16 protein-coding genes, 1 tRNA gene, 1 CRISPR repeat array and 1 other annotated feature are annotated in these 20,764 nt (G+C 46.8%); of the genes, 3 read left to right on the top strand and 14 right to left on the bottom strand.

The features are described from left to right. Window positions 1–882: a CRISPR direct-repeat array (repeat unit 28 nt; unit sequence GGATCACCCCCTCATACGAGGGGAATAC). Between the two features lie 29 nt (window positions 883–911). Genes cas2e through cas3 form a run of 8 tightly spaced genes read right to left on the bottom strand, consistent with a single transcriptional unit; the run spans window position 912 to window position 10,328 of the window. Continuing rightward, window positions 912–1,793 carry a type I-E CRISPR-associated endoribonuclease Cas2e gene (cas2e, locus tag ACI4WN_RS03055; protein WP_439776913.1) on the bottom strand — a complete coding sequence of 294 codons (882 nt, stop codon included), beginning with the start codon at window positions 1,791–1,793 and terminating at the stop codon, window positions 912–914. Beyond that, window positions 1,790–2,743 (bottom strand): type I-E CRISPR-associated endonuclease Cas1e, encoded by a 954-nt coding sequence (gene cas1e / locus ACI4WN_RS03050; RefSeq protein WP_279189403.1) that lies wholly within the window; start codon window positions 2,741–2,743, stop codon window positions 1,790–1,792. The genes cas2e and cas1e overlap by 4 nt, the downstream gene beginning before the upstream one ends. A 3-nt stretch (window positions 2,744–2,746) precedes the next feature. Beyond that, window positions 2,747–3,367: a type I-E CRISPR-associated protein Cas6/Cse3/CasE gene (cas6e, locus tag ACI4WN_RS03045; protein WP_439776912.1), complete on the bottom strand. Its 621-nt coding sequence runs from the start codon at window positions 3,365–3,367 to the stop codon at window positions 2,747–2,749. Window positions 3,368–3,381: 14 nt separating this feature from the next. Then, complete coding sequence (gene cas5e, locus ACI4WN_RS03040; protein WP_008462591.1) at window positions 3,382–4,080, bottom strand: type I-E CRISPR-associated protein Cas5/CasD; 699 nt, start codon at window positions 4,078–4,080, stop codon at window positions 3,382–3,384. Continuing rightward, window positions 4,061–5,137, bottom strand: a complete 1,077-nt coding sequence (gene cas7e, locus ACI4WN_RS03035; RefSeq protein WP_056945369.1) for a type I-E CRISPR-associated protein Cas7/Cse4/CasC — start codon at window positions 5,135–5,137, stop codon at window positions 4,061–4,063. Before cas7e ends, cas5e begins: the two co-directional genes overlap by 20 nt. Window positions 5,138–5,152: 15 nt before the next feature. Beyond that, window positions 5,153–5,755, bottom strand: a complete 603-nt coding sequence (gene casB / locus ACI4WN_RS03030; protein WP_279189405.1) for a type I-E CRISPR-associated protein Cse2/CasB — start codon at window positions 5,753–5,755, stop codon at window positions 5,153–5,155. Window positions 5,756–5,775: 20 nt separating this feature from the next. Beyond that, the gene (locus ACI4WN_RS03025) at window positions 5,776–7,479 is read right to left on the bottom strand and encodes a type I-E CRISPR-associated protein Cse1/CasA (RefSeq protein ID WP_439776911.1); all 1,704 of its coding nucleotides are present in this window, start codon (window positions 7,477–7,479) and stop codon (window positions 5,776–5,778) included. Then, window positions 7,479–10,328 (bottom strand): CRISPR-associated helicase Cas3', encoded by a 2,850-nt coding sequence (gene cas3, locus ACI4WN_RS03020; protein WP_439776910.1) that lies wholly within the window; start codon window positions 10,326–10,328, stop codon window positions 7,479–7,481. The genes ACI4WN_RS03025 and cas3 overlap by 1 nt, the downstream gene beginning before the upstream one ends. 346 nt (window positions 10,329–10,674) lie before the next feature. Between cas3 and ACI4WN_RS03015 the strand changes: the two genes are divergently transcribed. After that, a tRNA-Ser gene (locus ACI4WN_RS03015) sits at window positions 10,675–10,763 on the top strand. A 125-nt stretch (window positions 10,764–10,888) separates the two neighbouring features. On the opposite strand, the gene ACI4WN_RS03010 is transcribed toward ACI4WN_RS03015, so the two are convergent. The 3 genes from ACI4WN_RS03010 to ACI4WN_RS03000 form a co-directional block, all read right to left on the bottom strand. Continuing rightward, on the bottom strand, window positions 10,889–11,734 hold the full coding sequence (locus ACI4WN_RS03010) for an HAD family hydrolase (RefSeq protein WP_439776909.1): 846 nt from the start codon (window positions 11,732–11,734) through the stop codon (window positions 10,889–10,891). A 114-nt stretch (window positions 11,735–11,848) separates the two neighbouring features. Then, window positions 11,849–13,228: an argininosuccinate lyase gene (gene argH, locus ACI4WN_RS03005; RefSeq protein WP_439776908.1), complete on the bottom strand. Its 1,380-nt coding sequence runs from the start codon at window positions 13,226–13,228 to the stop codon at window positions 11,849–11,851. Window positions 13,229–13,258: 30 nt separating this feature from the next. Further along, complete coding sequence (locus ACI4WN_RS03000) at window positions 13,259–14,497, bottom strand: argininosuccinate synthase (RefSeq protein ID WP_439776907.1); 1,239 nt, start codon at window positions 14,495–14,497, stop codon at window positions 13,259–13,261. A 102-nt stretch (window positions 14,498–14,599) separates the two neighbouring features. Then, window positions 14,600–14,802 (bottom strand) — a binding site (T-box leader). A 172-nt stretch (window positions 14,803–14,974) separates the two neighbouring features. Here ACI4WN_RS03000 and ACI4WN_RS02995 point away from each other — a divergent pair. After that, window positions 14,975–15,883: a LysR family transcriptional regulator gene (locus tag ACI4WN_RS02995; protein WP_439776906.1), complete on the top strand. Its 909-nt coding sequence runs from the start codon at window positions 14,975–14,977 to the stop codon at window positions 15,881–15,883. Window positions 15,884–15,896: 13 nt separating this feature from the next. Continuing rightward, on the top strand, window positions 15,897–16,793 hold the full coding sequence (locus ACI4WN_RS02990; protein ID WP_439776905.1) for a LysR family transcriptional regulator: 897 nt from the start codon (window positions 15,897–15,899) through the stop codon (window positions 16,791–16,793). Between the two features lie 112 nt (window positions 16,794–16,905). Here the strand turns inward: ACI4WN_RS02990 and ACI4WN_RS02985 are convergent, their stop codons facing one another. Genes ACI4WN_RS02985 through ACI4WN_RS02975 form a run of 3 tightly spaced genes read right to left on the bottom strand, consistent with a single transcriptional unit; the run spans window position 16,906 to window position 20,416 of the window. Further along, complete coding sequence (locus ACI4WN_RS02985; protein ID WP_439776904.1) at window positions 16,906–17,535, bottom strand: hypothetical protein; 630 nt, start codon at window positions 17,533–17,535, stop codon at window positions 16,906–16,908. A gap of 7 nt (window positions 17,536–17,542) precedes the next feature. After that, window positions 17,543–17,941 carry a hypothetical protein gene (locus ACI4WN_RS02980; RefSeq protein ID WP_439776903.1) on the bottom strand — a complete coding sequence of 133 codons (399 nt, stop codon included), beginning with the start codon at window positions 17,939–17,941 and terminating at the stop codon, window positions 17,543–17,545. Window positions 17,942–17,977: 36 nt separating this feature from the next. Then, window positions 17,978–20,416, bottom strand: a complete 2,439-nt coding sequence (locus ACI4WN_RS02975; RefSeq protein ID WP_439776902.1) for a hypothetical protein — start codon at window positions 20,414–20,416, stop codon at window positions 17,978–17,980. Window positions 20,417–20,764: the final 348 nt, after the last annotated feature.

Here is a 20,764-nt window from a genome sequence, read left to right as displayed (position 1 = left end):
GGATCACCCCCTCATACGAGGGGAATACACTGCTATCGGCATCGCGTTGTGGCCATGAAAGGGATCACCCCCTCATACGAGGGGAATACTGAATGAGGAGAGCGGCAATTAAGGCGACAGTAGGATCACCCCCTCATACGAGGGGAATACGGCAACTGGAATCCATGTGGATGTTCAGGAAAAGGATCACCCCCTCATACGAGGGGAATACGTAACACAAAAGCACGCTTGATAGCGTGCTTCGGGATCACCCCCTCATACGAGGGGAATACTTGGCGGCCGACTTGAGCGATTCGCCAGTCGTAGGATCACCCCCTCATACGAGGGGAATACTCAAACGACCGACACCTGTAAAGCTATTAATCAGGATCACCCCCTCATACGAGGGGAATACTCTTTTAAAGTAGTCATTTTATTATCTCCTTTAGGATCACCCCCTCATACGAGGGGAATACACGGAATTTTTAATTAGTATTAGCTGGGCGATGGGATCACCCCCTCATACGAGGGGAATACCATGTAGTGGGTGAAGGCCTTGCATGGGCCGAAGGATCACCCCCTCATACGAGGGGAATACCAACGTGGCCCAATCTGCTATCAAGGCAGGCTAGGATCACCCCCTCATACGAGGGGAATACGTAGGTGGTACACCCGCCAAACTTGCTACAAAAGGATCACCCCCTCATACGAGGGGAATACTTCTTCAAGGCTAGCTTAAAGGCTACCATGTAGGGATCACCCCCTCATACGAGGGGAATACTCAGATTCTGTGACTATGTCCACACGACCAGACGGATCACCCCCTCATACGAGGGGAATACCTTTGCCAGGTTAAGCTTGGTCAGGCTACTCAGGGATCACCCCCTCATACGAGGGGAATACACTAAAAGATCCCTTATTTGACGCCATTCTCATAGTTTCAAAACATGATTTTCAATGAGTTTCTTCGTCAAATCCATCTCCGCCTTTGCATCAGATACCGCGTTGTGTGGCCGGTCATTTTTGATCCCGTAGTACAATAGTACACTTTTGAGCTTATAACTGTCTAGCTCAACCACCTTATTTTTTACCACTGTCATTAGGTCTCGAGTACGATTGGAAATTATATCAATGCCATGTAAACGACAAGCCTGATTTAAAAAGCTCAAATCAAACTTGAAGTTATAGCCTACAAGCACAGCATCCCCGACAAATTCCTTAAGTTCCTTTATCGCTTCTACTTCGTCTACCCCATCTTTCATCACGATATCATGGGTTAAACCGGTTAAATCTACAATATCTTTGCTAATCTGGACATCCTGCTTAATCACCCGATAAAACTCTGCCCTATCATTGCGTACGGCACCAACTGACAAAATTCTATCCTTTTCAGAATCCAGACCTGTAGTTTCAATATCGACAGCAGCGAAGTTCACAGCATCAGCGTTAACAACATGCCTTGCATGACCATACTTCTTTTCAGCTACTCTTGCCTCATGATACTTTGCAGCATTACTAAAGCCATGCTGAACTAGATCAGGGTCGTTTAAAAATTTGACAAACTCAAGTCCATCTAGATCAACAATCTTCTTGGATGGTCTAGTCGTTTTAAAAGTGAAGCCTTGCTCATTGTTGGTGTTATATACAATGGTTGCTTCACCATTACCGATGTTCTTTTGAACCCGTTCCCAAAGATTATCTCTAACTCTAGCACTGACATTGCCAACATAGACTCCTGTCTGAATCTCTTGGCACCATCTGGTCAAATCACCTCTAAGTGCATAGGGAGTCTTAGACAAAGTAATTACAATCATTCTGCATCATCTTGTCTTTCGTGATATTGAACGCCAAACTTCTGCAAGCCTAGCTTGTCATCCCAGAGGTTCAAAACATCGACATCATCCTGATTTGCATCCTCGTCTTGTAAAAGCAACCTTTTCAAGTCAGTGGTCATACGCTTAATTAGCTTGCTTTCCCGAAATTTATCCCTCATAGCATGGCGGGTGTGCGTATCAATGTCCTCATTACCGTAAAGAGCCGTCATCTCGAAGGCCACAGGAATTGAAAATTCAGCCTTATACAAATCGGCAAAGTCATAAACAAAAGCTAAGTCGTGCCCCGTGTGCACAAAGCCGAGTCCTGGAGAAGCTCCCATCGCCGCAATCACACTGTAGCTTAGCCCATATAGTGCCTGGTGGGCTGAGGTCAAAGCCTTGTTGATTGGCGTTCCGGCTTCATAATTGTCAGGATTATATTCACGTTTATCCCATGGAACCCCAGTTTTCTTTGATTGTTCCCGGTATACTGCGCGAACTCTTGAGCCTTCTTTGCCGCGCAATTCCTGCATGCTTAAATCTGACACATCTTCATTTGGAAAACGCATCTGGTACATTTGCCGGGCCACCTTTACTCTGGTCCGGGTATTGGAAACCAGCTTAGCCTGGGCTTCAAGAAGGCGCGATGATCTATTCAGGGCGCGGCCATGGGCATACTCGCGCACGCCTTGTTCGCCAACCCAAACTACCGCCATGCCTGAGTCCCCCATTAGCTCAATAGCTCTATGAGTCACATCAACGCCTGGTCCTAAGAGCAAAACGCTAATCACGGCCGCTGGGACATAGATTATCCCCTCAGTGTCCCTGACTTCGATTGCCCCGTCTTTACGATCTAAGCGACACTTTTCTAAATACAAAAAGGTAATTCGATCTTCGGTCCGACCTAGCTCTGTTAGGTCGGGCTTTTTGTAGCTTGCTTCGACTTTCATGATCTACATTGGGATCACTGTCATCAATCCCATCCCAAAAGCCTTCTCTCTGCCCAGTCCTTCTGTCAGAACATTTCTAAATCTTGACAGATCTGTAATTTGTAGGACACCTTCATAGACTGTCCGGTTCAAAGAAACCCGCGACTGCTTTCTTAAACTTGGACGGTCATGGCCAACCACATCAGCACTTAATAGCTTAAAGCCACCGTTTTCCGCTTTATTTTCCAACCATCCCAATTGCTTATCTACAGCAAAGTAAGGGATAATCTTGCCAGGGTGCTTACTTGACTTGCCACCTCTAAAAGCTGGATTAGCCGTCAATCTAAAGCGTAAGACCTGATTTTTAGCGAGCCGATTCAAAAACGGTTCGTAGTCCTTGCTCATGGCAGTACCAGGACGACCATACTTTTCAAGTTTTTCTAAGTCTGGTTTGTCTGGACTAAACAAAAGCAGATAAGTTCTGCCTTGCAATTGGTCAATTCGCCACAAGTGACGCTTTCGCTCACCTTGAGCGATTTCGTCTGGAAAAGATTGCTCAATCCAGCCATGATAAGCACCGAGATGAGACAAGTCTCTAATCTTCTGACGATTCTTGGTATCAATCTCAACTCTTGATAAGTACATCTCAGCCCTCCTATTTACACAGCTCCAAATGCATCATGTTCCATCGAAGCATGGTATGATGGATTTTCTAATTCAACTCTGGTCTTGGCAAGTACTCTAAAGCCAAAGTGACGGTAACGCGGATTAAAGCTTTCTACTCGATCCTTTTCAGTCCAGGTAACATTTGGATTGTCGATCAAGTTAGCATCTGCCACAATCTCAGTCTTGTAGTTTTCTTTTCTAAGCTTCTTTTGATACCAGCTACTTGCTTGCCAAGGCAATTGCTTAAGTGCTTCTACGGGATTAGCATCTTCAAAAACGTTCGTTTTCAAAATGCCAGCTGGTGGGCAAGACCGGCGGCCAAGGTATAGTTGAAATTTAGGGTGCTTCAAGGCATCAGCAATTCGATCAATCTCCTCATCATCCCCGCCAATTGCTACAACATAAACCGCATCCTGATAGTAATCCCGATAGGTTAACTTACGTGTATCGGTCTTCCACTCCACAGTGTGAAAGTCTGTTAGTACCTTGCCTCTTTGATCGGTTCTTACAGCAAAAGCCAAATCGTTCAGCTTGGTGATCTCCGGGTTATCCCGGCGCATCCCCAAGGCTGCGCCAATCATCCCGATTACCGCACTTTTTGACGGTACGGGCCAGCTAGTCCGGCGCTCGAAGTTTGCTTCATTGCCATATGACTGCAAAGGAGCGGTTAATTTAATTGTTAAGGTCTTCATCTTCTACCGCCTTCTTCAAGACGTCACGCAACTTGTCGAGCAAGTCATTCAAGTTGTCCTCTTTTTCGCCAATCTTGGTATCAAACTTGCCTGCTACCAACGTTGCAAGTGGGGCATCAACAAAAGCTTGAGTATCAACAAATTCTGCTTCTAACTTGTTTACAGAGTTTTCTAGATAGCCCTTGCCATCTCTTGCAGTTGCAGGTTGCTCAAAAGCTGATACCAGGTTGACTGGGGTATCATCGCGAACAGTAACCATTAAATAGCTTGGTACAGTTTTGTTAGCAAAAGAGTTTTGCTTACCGGTTGGCATGGAGAGGGCGAAGTCTTTTACAAAGGTAACCGCACCTTCAACAGCATCTTTACCATCCAGGTTGTGCGCAAGTTCACCCATGTTAACGTTAGCATAACGATAAAGAGTAGCTGAATCGTATTGAGTGGTTTGAATCAAAGCAGCCCCGCTTTGTTCCTTACCTTGCAAATCATCCAAAGCAGTAAAGTAATCATATTCAGGAATGATTTCATGGGTTGAAATGGCGTGAGCTACTTGGGCTGAGGCATCAACGTTTAGTTCTGGGTTGTCAGCCACCATTCGACCAAAGAGAGCCAAGTCCAAAGAATTTCCTTGTAACAGATTCTTCTTTGCTTCCTTCTTGTCAAGTTCTTCGCCTGCCAAAACGTACTTAGCAAGGCCTTCGATTTGACCCTTGCTTACCATTAATAAGGCACCAGTTACGTTATCCTTCTTAACCTTAATGCCAGCTGCACCTAAGGCAGCTGCTGCCATCTTGTCGGCTTCTTCTTGACTGAGGCTGCTGTCAAGTTCCATCAACTTTTCGGCAAGGAGTTGTGGTACCTTCAAAGTCCGAGTACCGATTTCAGCACCATCTTCAGCAAAGGCCTTCCGAGTAGCTCTCTTCCAGGATTGGGACGAAACTCTTGCTCTCATTACGCCGCCGTAAAAAGCAGTCTTTGGTGCACCAGTATCATCGCGGTTGATGTTAGAGGATGGTACAGTTTGCAAAACGTTGATGTCAAGGTATAGGTTCTTACTCATGATTTTTTCTCCTTATTAATTCTTGTCTTCGTTTTTCTGATCTTGCTTGTTTAAACGGTAGTATTGTTCACCCCAGAGCAAGCGTACTTGGTTTGCTTCTTGGTAGCCGAATTGGAAGCGGTAAAGATCGCTAGCTAAGCGAGCATAATCAATCTTGATGCCAGTCTTCTTCCCTTTGACAATCTGCATCAGGTGAGTCAACTGGTCAATTACTGCTTGAACATTGGTTGATCCAAGCAGTGCCTCTACCCGGCGGTTTAGAGCAGTTTCTGAGTCACTATTTTTCAAGCGATTCAAAGCCTCAAAGAATTCTACCCCGCCGTCTTCGTTTGCATCTTTGCTCTTCTTGGCATAAACGCAAACTTCATTTGCTTGCTGGTGGATAGCATACATTCTAACTGCAGCAAAAATCGCCTTCTCTGCGTGAGTCTGCTTGCCGTTTTTACTTAGCCACTCTTCTTTCATATTGGCTAAAAAGATTGGCCAAACCTTTTGGGCCCGGCTGCCGTCAAGGCTAGCGGTTGAGCGCAAAGCAGCCAGAGCAGCCTTATCCATATCGCCATTATTGTACAATTGCTCAATAATTTGGCTGGTTACCCGTTCAATATCATGTGCCATGTAATCACTTCTCCTTCCTATTATTTATGAATGACTTTCCAGACGCCAGCTTTAAATTTGCTTGCGGCCTTAAAGATGTTGTCGCGATCTTTGTCAGCATCATCATTACCCGACTTTTTAACCCCCGTGATATCTCTTGGGGTCATTTGTTCTAGGAATTGGTCAAGAGTTTGAAGGGAAAGTTTTTGAAGCTCATCCTTCCATTCCCTGACTTTTTCTTCACGTTCATCTTGGTTAGATAACCCTGACAACCAATTAGTAAAAGGTTCATTCAGGTTGTCATAAAAGTCCTGACTCTTACGGCCAGCAAAATCCCCTGCACCACGACTACCAAAGCGAATGATGCCAATTTCCATCAAAAAGCCATAGTACTTGCGACCAACAGTCTGATTTAGTTCAACCATTTCTTCAATTCTGGCTGGCCACTTCTTTGCTAGATCTGGATTCTCGTCAAAGAGAACATCTGCCTCAATTTGCAGGTTATCATCAAATTCAGCTGCCGGCATCAACGAGGTTGCCCCACCATTACTGATAATACCAGTGGTATGAAGATTAATTCTGGCAGTGCTTTGAATGTAACCACCCTCTTTCAGAATATTAATCCATTCGATAATTAGTGGTTGTTTACCCTCATTCTTCTCCAGTGGAACGTACTGACCGAAGTTACGCCACATAGCCCAGCCCAAGCTGCTAAGCTGCCGTGTTGCTGGAATCCAGTTGCCATCCTTATCCTTGCGCCAAGTTGACATTGGCTCAATGTCGAAAGCATTAGTACTATTAAATGCAGGTAAGCCAGCGCTAAAGACAGTTGGTACATCATCTTTCCATTCAATGTGGAGCAATCGAGACCAAACTGTATACACTTCCGCGTAATTATCAGGCTTGATTTGCTTTAAACGCTTCTTTACGTAACTGTCCAAATCTTCTTCCCAAACCGGCTTTTGAATTGTATATTTATCCTCGTCATCATTGAGCAGAATCATGTTCAACAGTAAAGTTTCAAAAAGATTCTTTCCTTTGATGTAAATTGGATTTAAGGTATAAAGCCAGCCACGTCCATTGGACATTTTTTCTTTAGCAACAACCTTAGTTTTATCTGTCACGCCGGTGAAGTTTTGGTAAGAAATAACCCATCTGACAAGTTCATCAATGCTCATCTTGTTTTTCTGTGGTGCACTCTTTGGTGCGAAAAGCGCTACAGAATTACCACTTTGGGAAATAAGACGGTTCATCTGCATCAAATCAACTGTACCTTTTCCCTTATCCACACGTTTCGCAGCCACTACATGAGCATCATATTGTTCCTTGGTCACCTGATAAAACGGATGTGATCCAAAAAAGTCAAACAAATCAGCATTTCTATCAAGATAGTTAAAAACTGCATCTGTGAATCCACCTTTTGATGATAAAGCTTCCCAGGTATTAAGCAGTTCTTCACTGTCAAATTCAGCTTCATCAATGTTTGATCCAACAACCTGCATTCGTTCATCTAACTTTAGCCATTCGTATGCCTGACCATCTTCATTAACTCTTGAATAGATAGTTGTCAAAATCGCTTCTAGTAATCTTAATACTGCTAAATCTTGACCATGCATTTCACCAGCAATCTGCCGGTAATCTTTGGCATTTTTCAGCAACTCTTCAATAGATACAAGCCGTTCCGAATTTGTCTTGCTTTCCAAGACTTTAATCCAAGGCTCGGTAACTAAATTAAAGCTATCCACTATTTTTCACCTTCCTCTTTTTCATGTGTCAGCCCAATCGCGGGCAAATACTTCAACCGGTAGCCGGCAAAAGTCGTCTCATTATTTTCATCAAGAACTAGTGCTATAGAACCCTTAAGCCAAGGACTATTTTGCCATTCAGGAAATCTCTTGATCGTAATCGTTTCAAGAGTCTTAATTGCCTTATCAACATCAAGTGTAAGCACCCCTGGCAAGCGAATAATTTCCTGAGCTAAATCCCTGTCTCCTATCTCATCCACAGCTACGGTTTCTTTTCCCTCATCCAACAAATAATATTTACTATCAACCTCCTTTAATAAAATCACCTCTACGCTTTCACGAATGTCCCGAACTGCGGCAATCGCCTGATTTTCATCAAGATTTCCTGCATCCCAGTCAAGCCAGCCATGCAATGTTAACTTTCTAAGCTTACGTTTGTTTTGCAAATCAGTTTCTTTTTTGGGATACTTTGGATCACTCACCTGGAAGCTTTCCGCCTTACTATTTTCTTTGGCAAAATGTTTATCGGAGTCTTCCTTGGCATCCTGAAGATTTTCAACTTGGTCATCTGTTGGTGGATCGTAAACTTTTTGCACCAAAATCGAAATATCATCGGGTAGCTTCACGACTCTTGGCAAAAAAGCTTCTGTCTTTTGCAAGTAATACTTCTCATAGATGGCTTCGTTAGCATCACCATAACCATCGCCTTCAGGTTTAAGAACGTACAACACACTTTCTTCCAGGCCTTCTGGTCTATCGATTTCATGCCGGTGCAGGCGACCTGCCCTTTGTAAAAGCAAGTCCATTGGAGCGATATCAGTGAACAACACATCAAAGTCGATATCCAATGATTGTTCAAGCACCTGAGTGCCGATAACAATGTATTTCTTTGGTCGCTGACCATTCTTGCCAATTAAATCCTGTAGCTTCTCCTCTTTATTCATCCGATCCGTTGCTAGAAATGCTGAATGAAGTACTAGACAACCGACACCTTTAGGAACTAATTTAGCAAATTCTTGAGCTCTTTTAACCGTATTTACAATGATGCCGGCAACGCCGCCGTTTGCAATTTTAGCCTCAACCTTCGCCATAACGACATTTGGATCTTCGTCTAAATATTCAATCTGCAGCTCATGACTTGGCAGTTTCTGACCAAAGTTGGAAATTTGTTTAAGTTCTTGACCATCCAGGATGCTTAATAGCGGATAAGCATAGTTGTCTTCCCAGCCATCAGCAGCAATTAAGTTCTGCTCAAAAGATGAATGATATTTCCCCTTAAAGTAGGTGCCAATAATCTCGTTTCTCTTCTCTTTTGGCAGAGTTGCTGAAAGAATGATTACCGGTACATGATAAGCTCCTAGCCATTCAAGTGCTTTGTATAGGTAACTATTCATATAGGCATCGTAAGCATGGACTTCGTCCAGGATGATCACCTTATTGCTAAAGCCCAGGTGACGCAAGAACAAGTGCTTCTGCTTTAGCCCCATCAAGAGCAAATTATCAATTGTTCCGACTTCAAAGTCAGCTAAGATCGATTTTTTGCCAGAAAACCAAGAGTTTACTGAGATAGCACCTTCTTGGATGCCCGATGAATCTTCATCATCTAGGTCCACATCTTCTGCTCTTGGCAAATCAGTAAAGTCAGAATTAAGATAGGCTTTCCCATGTAGCAATTCCATTGAGAAGTTTAGTTCATTCCCTTGAGCCATCTTTCTGGCCCAATCTTCAACACGCCTGAACATGGCATTGGATGTTGCTTGCGTTGGCAAACCAACATATACGCCGCTTCTTCCCGTTGCGGAAGCAAGTTGTTCCGCTGCCGCCAGGGCAATTTCTGTCTTGCCGATTCCCATCGGTGCTTCAACGATCATCAATCCTGGGTCATTTGCCTCAAGAAGTTTGTCAGCCATTACTTCCTGAATTTGCCGCGGCGCAAAGCCAAAGTGGTCCTGATAGTAGCGCTTGGCATCGTTAACTTCATCCGGTTCCCATTGATCATTTAGTTTCCAAGTCTTAATTGCACTTTGCCAGCGCTTATCCATATCCAGGCTGTCAAAGCCTTCATCTAAACCAATTAGGGTAAACATTGGGTAGTCGACATTGTCATTTAGATATTCGCTAGATGCCAGCCAGTCAGACATGATCAACAAGCCTTCAAGGATTACAGCCTCAGCCTGAGTGACTGGTGGAACATCTTTGATGTCTTTATAGCCTGCCAATTCTCGACCGTATCGAATTAGTTCTCCTTGAGCCTTTTTCCAAGGTGCTTTAGCTTGCTCATCATTGTCAGATTGATAATAATTTGAAGTATAGTCAACTAGCTGATCAATTGGAGACTTCGATTGTGGCTTACCGTGGTGACCACCAATAATGGCCGCAACAGTTTCATTTAGACCAGCATCCTGTAAAATTGCTTCCCCAGCCCGAGCATGAGGGGACTTAGCAGGGCTAGATAAAGTTGCATCGGCAAGGCCTTTGAAGGAATGGTGCATCAGTCGATCAACTAAAATCTCATCAAGCTGGTCATCGTGGTTATATGATCTCTTTACTTGAAATGCCGGAGTCGCCTTGCCTATGTCGTGGATGTAACACAAAAATTTGATCAGTTTACCCATCTCGTGTTCAGCCTGTTCTTGGGCTTTTACAGGAGATAAGCCAGCTTTAACCATCTCCGAAGCAATTCTTTGAGTTAAAAAATTTCGATCTCCATCACTCAACCAATGTGTATAAAGCCAGTATCCTACATTTTTCGTGTCTACTAAGTGAGCAACAAGGGGAAGCCAGCGAGGATCTCCATCTCGATTTGATTTTTTGCCCCAAAGTGCAAGGGCATCGTCTGACAATTCCATTTTTATCTCCTAGATCTTTATAACACACTCATTGTGTAAAATCATTCAATTGACACTTACAGTATATCACCCACCATCGATAATGCAACCCTTTTCTTTTAGATAACAAATAAAAAAGGCTTTGCATTCTTGCAAAGCCTTCCCTCACTAGTGTGAGGAACTAGAAAATTCCTGAGTACATCTCATAACCCACTCAGGGTCACCCTCATTTCAATGAGGAACCAACTTTAGTATAGCATGCATGTTTTTGTGTATACACAATATGTCTACTTTTTCACACAAAAAACTAAATCGCGATTCCACACTTCCACTCCCTCCTTATTTACGTTATAATAATAGGAGTGCCGGAGAGTTGGCAGAGTGGTAATGCAGCGGACTCGAAATCCGCCGAACCAGGTTTTCCCTGGCGCGCAGGTTCAAATCCTGTACTCTCCTTAAAAATATCCCTTAAAACGCTGATATTTCAGCGTTTTTATTTTTTCCGGGAACCTAAACGGGAACCAAACAAAAAGCCCCAGTCAAAAATCGACTGAGGCTATTTCTTTACCTTAAATTTCCTTCTACACCAAATCCAAATGCTCAAAAGCATGCAGCAGCCCGTCAGCATCAACATCGTCGGTCACGTAGTCAGCGGCCTGCTTCACCGGCTCCGACGCATTGCCCATGGCCACGCTATACCCGCAGCATTCAAACATGGACAAGTCGATCTGAGCATCCCCAAAGGCGATGGCATCCTTAGCATCCATCCCTAGATAGTCCAGGAGCGTCTCCACGGCATACTTTTTGGTAATCCCCTTAGGGCCCAGGTCCCCAAACAAGGCTTCTTCACCCTTGCCGCCCCAAGTATTGGCGATGAGATCCGGGAACTCTTCTTTAGAGTCCAGGTGGTCCTTGTAGCTGTGCAAGACGAAGGAGACCTTGTTCACGTCATCCCGGTAGAGGTCCTCGCCATGCTTCAAGATGTAGCCCTTACCAAAATTCTCTTTATATTCACTAATGTCGCCGATCTCCTTACCCTTGCCGGCAATGTACTTGGCCATGGCCACTGGGCCGTCTTCTAGGTAGTAGTCGTTAATGTACATCCCGCTGTTGGCTTCCAGGTAAAAGCCGATGTGGCGGGCATTGCACCAGTTGACGATGTGTTTGACTTCAGCTTTGGACAGGCTCTGGTGGAGGATCACCTTGCCCTCGCTTTCGACATAGCCGCCATTAGCACCGATCATCCCGTCCAGCTGCATGGTCCGGAAGTCCCGCTGGGCGATTTCGGCCTTGGAGCAGCCGGTGCAGATGTAGACCAGGTTTCCCTTTGCTCTGGCCAGGTTGACCGCTTTTTCCGCTGATTCCGGCAAGATTGCCTCGTAGTTGATCAGGGTGCCGTCGACGTCTAATAGAATTAGTTTACTCATTTTTTTGCTCTCTTTCTTACTTATCTACTTAAAATTGTAACCGATTTCTACCCTTGAAAGCAATTTTCTGCAAAAAGAAAAAGCTGCCTCAGGCAGCTTCAACTCGTATTTCAACTAAAGAGCAGCTAGTTTTTCTCTAACCTCGCCCACCTGCTTCATCACAGAGTCAGGCGTTGGTCCTCCTAAAGACGTCCGCTTCAGCAAACAATTTTTCAAATCAATCGCCTCAAAGACGTCCTCGTCAAATAAGTCGCTTTTTGCTTGGTAAAAATCTAGCGGCAAGTCTTCCAAAACCGTGTCGTGGTCGATGCAGTAGGCAACCAGCTGCCCTGACAGGTGGTAGGCATCTCTAAACGGCATCCCCTTCTTAGTCAGGTAGTCTGCCAAGTCAGTCGCATTGATGAAACCCTTTTGCGCTGCCTTGTGCATGGCCTCTTTATTAGCCTGCATGGTCTGGATCATCGGGATAAAGGTGGCCAAAACCATCTTCACCGTGTCGATCGCGTCAAACAAGGCTTCCTTGTCTTCTTGCATGTCCTTGTTATAAGCCAGCGGCAAGCCTTTCAAGGTGGTCAGGATCCCCATGAGGTCCCCGTAGACCCGGCCGGTCTTGCCCCGGGCCAGTTCGGCCATGTCCGGGTTCTTCTTTTGCGGCATGATGGATGAGCCGGTCGTATAGGCATCATCTAAGCGGATAAAGTGGAATTCCCAGCTAGACCACAGGATCAATTCTTCACTAAGCCGGGACAGGTGCATCATGGCCAAGGACAGGTCGCTGATCATTTCCACCACGTGGTCCCGGTCACTGACCCCGTCCAAAGAATTGGCAACCGGCGCCGTGAAGCCCAAGAGCTCAGCTTCATAGACCCGGTCGGTGGGGTAGGTGGTTCCGGCTAAGGCACATGACCCGATTGGGGAATAGTTCATCCGCTCGCCCATTTCCTTTAGCCGGTCGATGTCCCGCAAGAACATGTAGCTATATGCCATTAATTGGTGGCCAAAAGTAATCGGCTGGGCCCGCTGCAAGTGGGTGTAGCCGGGCATGAGGGCATCCTGGTTCTTTTCAGCTTGGTCACAGAGAGCTTCAACCAATTTTTTTAGCAGGGCTACCAAGGCTGCGTTTTCCCGGCGCATGTAGAGCTTCACATCTAGCGCTACTTGGTCGTTCCGGGACCGGGCTGTGTGGAGCTTTTTCCCATCAGCACCAATCCGGTCAGTCAAGACCTCTTCGATAAACATATGGATGTCTTCAGCTGCTGGGTCGATAGCCAGCTTGCCGCTGTCTAAGTCTTCCTTAATGCCCTCTAAACCTTGGATAATGTTTTGACTGGCCGCCTGACTGATAATGCCCGTCTTAGCCAGCATCTTGGCATGGGCGATGGAGCCTTGAATGTCTTCTGGGTACATTCTCTGGTCAAAGCGGATGGAAGAGTCAAAGTCGTCTGCAATCTTATCAGTTTGGCCCATGGTCCGGCCAGCCCACATTTTTTCCATATTACCACCTAATGTCCCTTAATCGAATTTCTAGTTATTTTCCTTCTTCAGCTTTTGTTCCAGCTGGGCCTGCACCTTGATTGGCAGACCAAACAAGTTGATGAAGCCAGCTGCTTCTGCTTGGTCGTAGTCTGATTCGTCAAAAGTTGCCAGGTCGCTAGCGTACAAGCTGTATGGTGAAGTGACGCCAGCCTTGATGATGTTGCCCTTGTAGAGCTTCAGCTTAACGGTCCCCGTTACCTTTTCTTGGGTTGAGTCCATGAAGGCATCCAGCGCCTTCTTCAATGGTGTAAACCATTGCCCGTCGTAAACCAGTTCACCGTAAGTGATGGCCAGTTCTTCCTTCTTATGCTGTACTTGCTTGTCCAAAGTGATGGTTTCTAGATATTCGTGAGCAAAGTACAGGATCGTGCCACCTGGGGTTTCGTATACGCCTCTTGACTTCATGCCAACCAAACGGTTTTCGACTAAGTCAAGAATGCCAATGCCGTTTTCCCCGCCCAGCTTGTTCATTTTTTCCAAAATTTCCATTGGAGACAGCTTTTCGCCGTCAACGGCAACTGGGACGCCTTGTTCAAAGTCCAAGGTCACGTAAGTTGGCTTGTCGGGAGCGTCAATTGGGGAAACGCCCATTTCCAAAAAGCCTGGCTTTTCGTAAGTTGGCTCAAGGCTTGGGTCTTCCAAGTCTAAGCCTTCGTGGCTCAAGTGCCACAGGTTCTTGTCTTTAGAGTAGTTGGTTTCCTTGCTGATCCGAAGCGGCACATGGTGAGCTGCTGCGTAATCAATTTCGTCTTCTCTTGAGACGATGTCCCATTCCCGCCATGGGGCAATGATTGGCATGTCAGGAGCAAAATGCTTGATCCCCAGCTCAAACCGGACTTGGTCGTTGCCCTTGCCAGTTGCCCCGTGGGCAATGGCGTCAGCTCCTTCTTCCAGAGCTACTTGAGCCAAGGCCTTAGCGATCAAGGGACGAGCGTTGGCCGTACCCAGCAGGTAGCCTTCGTACTTGGCATCAGCCTTGAGGCATGGCAGCAGGTAATCGTTCACGTATTCTTCTTCCAGGTTAGCCACAACCAATTTGGAAGCACCGGAATTCTTGGCCTTTTCTTCCAAGCCGTCCAGTTCATCGCCTTGGCCCACGTTAGCGGAAACCGCGATGATTTCTGGGTCATTATAGTTTTCCTTCAGCCAAGGAATGATGACGGACGTGTCCAAGCCGCCGCTGTATGCCAATACGATTTTCTTGATCTTGCTCTTGTCAATTTTCATTATTCAATTCTCCTTATATATTCTAATTACTCTTTAATCTGAACCCGTGCTTTGCCTCATTTTTGCCACCTTTTCTATAAAAAAATCGTCCTTTTGCTCATGCAAAAGGACGACAAATATCGCGGTACCACCTTAATTCCTGACTTAGTCAGGCACTCGAGATCTTTAACGCAGACCTGCGGTGACCGCTACTCGGCCACTTTCCCGGATGCGTTCCCTGCGCTGGCTCTGTTTCCTCTCAACTACGAAACTCGCTTGAAGAGTCAGGGGAGCAGGTACTACTTCCTTCGTTTCTTGATATTTGTTATTCTAACACGACTTTCATTTAATGCAAGTAATTTTCGAAAATATTTTGGAAAAAGCGTTTTTATGCATCTTTATTGAAACTTAATAATCAGATGCTTTGACTTAGCTGTTCGTAGATAGTACCATTATCAGTTAGATTATAATAAATGAGGTTAATCAGTAATACTAACAATGAATACAGATAAGCTTAAAATCTTTCTCAACCTGGCTGACAGCCTCAGTTTTTCTCGGACTGCCCAGAACTTAGGCATCACCCAATCAGCCGTTTCCCAATCAATTTCTTCTTTAGAGGACTATGTTGGCACCAAGCTTTTTTACAGAAGCCGCAAGGAAGTTTCCTTGACCCCAGCTGGCAAGCTCTTAGCAGAGGGCTTAAAGCCGGTCATTACCCAGTATGACAAGGCAGTGACCCATGCTCGAGAAGTTGCCGATGCCAACGGCAACATGCTGACCATCGGTTTTAGCGGGTCAGGCTATGACAATTACGCCATTAAAAAGCTAGTCACCGCTTTTCAAAAGGACTACCCGGAAGTCAAGATCTTCCTGGAAAACTACGACCACCGGACCCTGATCAACCGCTTGAAGCAGGGCTTTTTAGACGTGGTCTTGACCCGGCCTGAATCCTTTGGGTCCGCCAATGGCCTGACTTATGAAAAAATGCTGGAAGGCAAGTTTTATGCTGTTTTAGGCGAAGGATATTCCTACCGCGGCGGAATCCCTGTAACAAGGAATGATTTGGCCAAGGAACGGATGATTTTTCTGGATAAAAACTGGTGCCTGCCCAAGCAAGCCAGCCTGCAGCAGTACCTTATTGAAAAAGTCAGCCACCTGGACTATGCCATCGCCAACAACATGACCGACTACACGCAAATGATCGAGGCTGGCCTAGGCATCGGCATCTGCGCTGAATTCGTCGTTGACCCTAGCAACCAAAAGCTCCGCCTGCTCCCCATCGACAAGGACGTGACCGGCGAAATCGGCCTGGTCCGCTTAAGCGACAGCCGGATGCCGGCCGCAGAAGCCTTTATGACCTGGGTCAAGGAGCGCGGCCTGCCCAAGACCCACTCAGTAGACAACTAGAAAGGAGCTTGCCATGAATACAGAACACATCGCCATTTTTATTAATTTGGCCCACACCCTGTCTTTTTCCAAAACGGCCATGAACATGGGCATCTCCCAATCGGCCGTTTCTCAGGACATCTCCTCAATCGAAAAAGAACTGGGTACGGAGCTGTTTTACCGGACTAGAAAAAAGGTGGCCCTGACCAAGGCAGGCAAGGCCTTTTATGAAGACATTCTGCCCGTCTACCAGGACTATATCGACACCTTCAGGCGGCTGGAAGCCTTGAATGAGCAAAACCATGTCGAGATCAATCTGGGGATTTCCGGTACCCCCTACGAGATTTTTGCCTTAAACAAGGTGATCAAGAAATACCGCCAAGACCACCCCAAGATTCAGTTCGTGGTGACTCACGCCACTCCTCAAGAACTGGTCAGCCAGCTGAGCAGCGGGATTTTAGATATTGCCTTTTTAACCAAGGATGCCCTGCCTGATCAAACCTTCAACTTCAAGCCCCTGGCCCAGGGCAAATACTGCGCAGTTTTCGCCGACGGCGTCAAGGTCACTGCCGGCAAGAGCCTCAAGCACGTCGACTTGGCCAAAGAGAGAACCCTCTTTCTTGACGAAAATATCTGCTCGCCCCAGCAGGCCGCCTTGCAAAAGGCGCTGGACCACGACCAGCCCCAGCTAAAAGCCGTCAGCGCCAACTCCATGGCAGCTGAGCTCTTCAACTTAAACGCTGGTCTGGGCATCGGGATTTTCCCAAATATCTCTTTTCCAAAGGAGGCAACGGTTGTCTGCATCCCCCTCTCCGGCAAAAATGAGGTAACCTACGGCGCCGCCATCGCGAAAAAGCCTTATTCAGACTGCGTCCTCTCCTTTTTCAACTGGCTGGATGCAAAAAAGATGCCTGAAACGATTTCCTATTAACACTATCTAGAGTAATATCAATCAAAATTAAATATCAGACAAAAGAAAAACGGAAGTGAATTAGTTTCACTTCCGTTTTTTCTGATTCTTGGCTATTTTACTTAAGTTAGATTTAAGTTAGATTCTCTTTGGCCGTCAAGGCCTCATCCCAAGATAGCCAATCCTGGTCGCCTTCCAGCCACTTTTTCAGCTTGCCGGCCCCCACGGGGACGATGGTCAGCCAAGCCGCCGGCGTTAGGCCATTGGCCTTGATTTGACCAGCTGGAATTTTCGCCAAAAAGCGCATATCTTCTGGGTCAAACCGGGCTTCTGATTTTTCGCCAAAAAACTTGACCTGGATCCCGCAAAAGGCGATCAGGTGGGCGATTGCCGCCAGCTCCAAATGGTGCTGCTCGCTAAGCTCCGTCAAGGTTAAGCAGTCAGCAATTCCTGTCCCCTTGAGGGGCCAAAAGTAGCGCTTATGCCAGTCAGGACAAGGGGAAAACAAATCCTCGCCTCGCTCCTTTAGTTCCTCGCCTATCAAGGCAATATCTTCGTCGTACTGGCGCACTTGGTCTGCCTGGTAGGCCTTCAGCTTGATCAAGGTCTTGGCATTGACCCGGACCTCTTCGCCCCGCTCTTTAGCAACGTCGGCCGCGGTATCGGTCAAGAGGCTGCCAAAAATGATGGCCCACCGCCCCTGCCTTTTTTCCAGCAAAAGCTCTTTTAATTCACTGCTCTCATAGTCAGCTAATTCAGACATAAGGCACCTACTTTAGGAGATCCTTCAGCGGCTTAAATTGCCGGTCATCTGCCGAACAATCCCGGACCAGCCACATAAATTCCCCTTCAAACTTACAGTAAAGGTAGCAATAGTCCAGATAGTCATCTTGAAAGTCGGTGGCCCGGTCAAAGACTTCGATATCTGGATAATTTTCCTTGATCAGGTCATCATGGCCGTCTCTAGCATAGGCGTAAGACTGTTCTGGGCTGTCCCCTAAAGTCTTCAGGTCACCCAAATTAACCAGATTTAGCACCGTTTCGTAGTCTTGGTAGTGGTCAAGGAGAGTCTTGCCCGCCTTTTCCAGCTCCCCATCGCGGTCGAGCAGGAGGCTGGTAATGGTGTTGTCTTTTTCCTGAACGGCAATCATGCTTTGCTTGTCTGTCATGGAACGGATCTTCTCTTTCTCTCAATACTTAATAAATTACTTGAAGAAGCGGTCGAAAAAGCCCCGCTTCTTTTCTTCGTGCGGCTTTGCCAATTCTTCTTCCTTGGCTTTGGCCTTGGCCAGCTCGTCTTGCAGCTGGTGGATCTGGTCAGCCTGCTCTTGGTTCTTGGCCGCTGCTTCTTCGTTTTTAGCAGCTTGCTCTTCTTTTTCCGCCAGGAGCTGGGCATTTTGCTCGGTAACCTTCATCATCCGGTCCATCATTTCCGCATTCTTCTTCAGGTAAGGCGCGATATTGGCCCCCATGGTCTGGCCCTGAACTTCGGCAGCCGCCTTGGCCTTTTCCATTTCAAAGCGCTCCGCCGCAATCCCGGTCGCCTGTTCATAGCGGTCAACCAGCAAATGGTTGCCCTGCCACAGGTCCATGTTGGCAATATTGACGACTAAGCCCTGGCTGTCAAAAGTCTTGCAGATCTCGGCACTGGCCGGCAGGTAGCCAAAGTAGCGCTTGATGTCATTGCCCTTGTTCGGGAAAACCCGGGCCGGAATGACGCATTCCTGGCTTTCTCTGGCAAAAGAAATCTCGCGCAAGGTTGCCTCATCGTGCAAGAGGATGGACCAGTTCCGCCGGCCTAGGTCTTCGACGATAGAGTAGTTCTTCATGGAGAAGTAGTGGCGGGTTTCGGTGTTGACCAGGCCATATTCTTCCACTAGCTGCCAGAAGGCGTGCTTGACTGGGTAGAGGAAGTCCCGCTTCAGCTTCAGGTAGTCGTCTTCACTCATTTGGTCCAGCCAGCGGTCGATCTGCCGGGTCAGGTAAAGATACAGAGTATTGTTCAGCCAGTGACCGTGGTTGTCGATATTGCCGTCCAGATATTCAAAGAAGTGGATGTCGGCGTCGGTCTTTTTTCTGAACTGATTGCCTTGGCTGATCACGTAGCCCCGCCGGCCTACTTCAGCCAAGAGCTCAATGTCCTTGCCCTTAGAGTTCATGGAAAAAATCGCCACTGGCTCAACGCCAAGTTTGTCCCCGTGCCGGTTGGACCGCTTTTTCAAAAAAGTCTGCGCAGCGGCGGAAGAAAAGAGCGATACTTCTGGGTCATCGATGCAGATTGGGGTAATCACCTGCGCCTCATCCATGTAGTGGTCGGTGAAGTTCCAGATATTCTTGTTGATAACCTTGGCGTTTGAAGAGTAGGCATTGACCCGGTCCTGCTTGGTCAGGTTCTTGCCGGCCAAGAGCTTCTTGCGCACGGCTGCCGTCATGCCAAACAGCTTTTCTTCAGAGCTGGCCTGGACGATGGCCTTGGTATTGCCGATGGTCAGGTTAGACGCAATCTTAAGCAGGGTCGACTTGCCTGTTTCCCCCTGGCCAACCAGGCCAACCACGATCGGAACGTCTTCGACGATGCCGTTTCGCTCATCAATGGCCTTGCGGATCTTCCAGATGCTGCCGCTTTCTAGGACGTACATCAAGAAGGAAAAAGCAGCTTGAGATTCATTGTCCTGCTTGCGGTCCCGGTAAAAGCGAATAATGTCAAAAATAGCTGACACGTCCTGCCGACTCGGCTTTTGAACGGGAGCGGGCTCTTCTTCATAAGAATCAACGGCTGGCTTTTCAATGATGGTGCCGGTCGCTTCGTCTTGAAGATAAAGTGGCCGCGGGTAGTAGGCCGCTTCGTTTGGCAAGACGATGGCTTCGCCTTCCCCGCCGCCCTGACTAAAGGCGATCTTGGCCAGCTGGTCGCCCATCTCCCCTTCTAGGAGGTCAGAAGCAGGCAGCTTTTTGCTGTCAGCGGCCTCTTTAAAGCGCAAAAGCTTGGCCGTCTTCTTGAACTCGCTCCCCTCCTGGCTGTGCTTGACCTGGGCCAAGCGAGTGGCTTCTTTAAAAGTCTTGAGCGATTCTTTTTCTAAGGCTTCCGCTAAACCAGAGACTTCAAGAACATACTTTGGCCGGTCCGCTTCATCCAGCTCTTCGTACTTTTGGCAGATTGCTGCATCTAAAAGCGTTTTGGAATCGGTCAATAAGTCTTTTACCAGCAGCTCGTCCACTGCCCAGGCCTCATTTTCGGCACTTTTGGCCCCATAATTCAGCCAAAAAGTCTCCTGGTCCCCCCAGTAAAGACGGTATTCACTCTTGCTGGTCAAGAGCAGATAGGTATTGCCTTGGCCGAGGGCCTGCATGACTTTCAGCTTGCCCTCTTTGATGGCTTGGTACAAATCTGGATGGTCTTGGGGCAAGAGGGCGAGAGCCTGGGCCAGGTCTTCAGCTATCGGCAGCTGCGGAATTGCCCCCTCTTTGGTCAAGGCCAGGGTGACTTGCTCAAACTGAGGCAAGTATTCTCTTTCCACCAAATTCCAGTCAATGTCGCTGGTAATTAAGGTCGCCTGATCATACTTTTCAGTTGCTTGCTTTAAGTCTTCCAGCAGGCTGTGCTGGAGGAGGATCTTTTTCTGATTATCAATAATTTTTGCCATATTGTTTCCTACTCATTTTTTGTTTTTTGGCCAAAAAGGCGAAGCGTTTTTCATTATTAATCCTAAAAAAGATTATAGCACTTGTATCGGGATTTGAGACCGTTTCCGGCCCTTTTCTCCCTACTAAAAAGTATTTTTCCATTATTTAAGCAAAGGATCTAGAATTAGTTTACTGTGACATACTCCCCCGATTAAAATCGGGGGTTTCTTTGTGTTTTGGGCGTTTCCCTCCACACAGTTTCTGGGAACAACTGACTTACAACGGCAATGGCGAACCATCTTTTACAGATTCTATTCCTAAGAATAGCTGTGCCATGCAGTGGCCAGTCTTTTTTACCAAGGACGTGT

It is taken from the genome of Lactobacillus sp., assembly GCF_051893255.1.
In the GTDB taxonomy this organism is placed as follows: Bacteria; Bacillota; Bacilli; order Lactobacillales; family Lactobacillaceae; genus Lactobacillus.
Note: the sequence above shows the minus strand (reverse complement) of the source record. Positions and strands in the feature narration are given on the sequence as shown.

Excerpts from the sequence above, each read along its gene's own strand:
- cas2e (WP_439776913.1), bottom strand. The coding sequence starts at position 1,793 with ATGATTGTAATTACTTTGTCTAAGACTCCCTATGCACTTAGAGGTGAT.
- cas1e (WP_279189403.1), bottom strand. The coding sequence starts at position 2,743 with ATGAAAGTCGAAGCAAGCTACAAAAAGCCCGACCTAACAGAGCTAGGT.
- cas6e (WP_439776912.1), bottom strand. The coding sequence starts at position 3,367 with ATGTACTTATCAAGAGTTGAGATTGATACCAAGAATCGTCAGAAGATT.
- cas5e (WP_008462591.1), bottom strand. The coding sequence starts at position 4,080 with ATGAAGACCTTAACAATTAAATTAACCGCTCCTTTGCAGTCATATGGC.
- cas7e (WP_056945369.1), bottom strand. The coding sequence starts at position 5,137 with ATGAGTAAGAACCTATACCTTGACATCAACGTTTTGCAAACTGTACCA.
- casB (WP_279189405.1), bottom strand. The coding sequence starts at position 5,755 with ATGGCACATGATATTGAACGGGTAACCAGCCAAATTATTGAGCAATTG.
- cas3 (WP_439776910.1), bottom strand. The coding sequence starts at position 10,328 with ATGGAATTGTCAGACGATGCCCTTGCACTTTGGGGCAAAAAATCAAAT.
- ACI4WN_RS03010 (WP_439776909.1), bottom strand. The coding sequence starts at position 11,734 with ATGAGTAAACTAATTCTATTAGACGTCGACGGCACCCTGATCAACTAC.
- argH (WP_439776908.1), bottom strand. The coding sequence starts at position 13,228 with ATGGAAAAAATGTGGGCTGGCCGGACCATGGGCCAAACTGATAAGATT.
- ACI4WN_RS03000 (WP_439776907.1), bottom strand. The coding sequence starts at position 14,497 with ATGAAAATTGACAAGAGCAAGATCAAGAAAATCGTATTGGCATACAGC.
- ACI4WN_RS02995 (WP_439776906.1), top strand. The coding sequence starts at position 14,975 with ATGAATACAGATAAGCTTAAAATCTTTCTCAACCTGGCTGACAGCCTC.
- ACI4WN_RS02990 (WP_439776905.1), top strand. The coding sequence starts at position 15,897 with ATGAATACAGAACACATCGCCATTTTTATTAATTTGGCCCACACCCTG.
- ACI4WN_RS02985 (WP_439776904.1), bottom strand. The coding sequence starts at position 17,535 with ATGTCTGAATTAGCTGACTATGAGAGCAGTGAATTAAAAGAGCTTTTG.
- ACI4WN_RS02980 (WP_439776903.1), bottom strand. The coding sequence starts at position 17,941 with ATGACAGACAAGCAAAGCATGATTGCCGTTCAGGAAAAAGACAACACC.
- ACI4WN_RS02975 (WP_439776902.1), bottom strand. The coding sequence starts at position 20,416 with ATGGCAAAAATTATTGATAATCAGAAAAAGATCCTCCTCCAGCACAGC.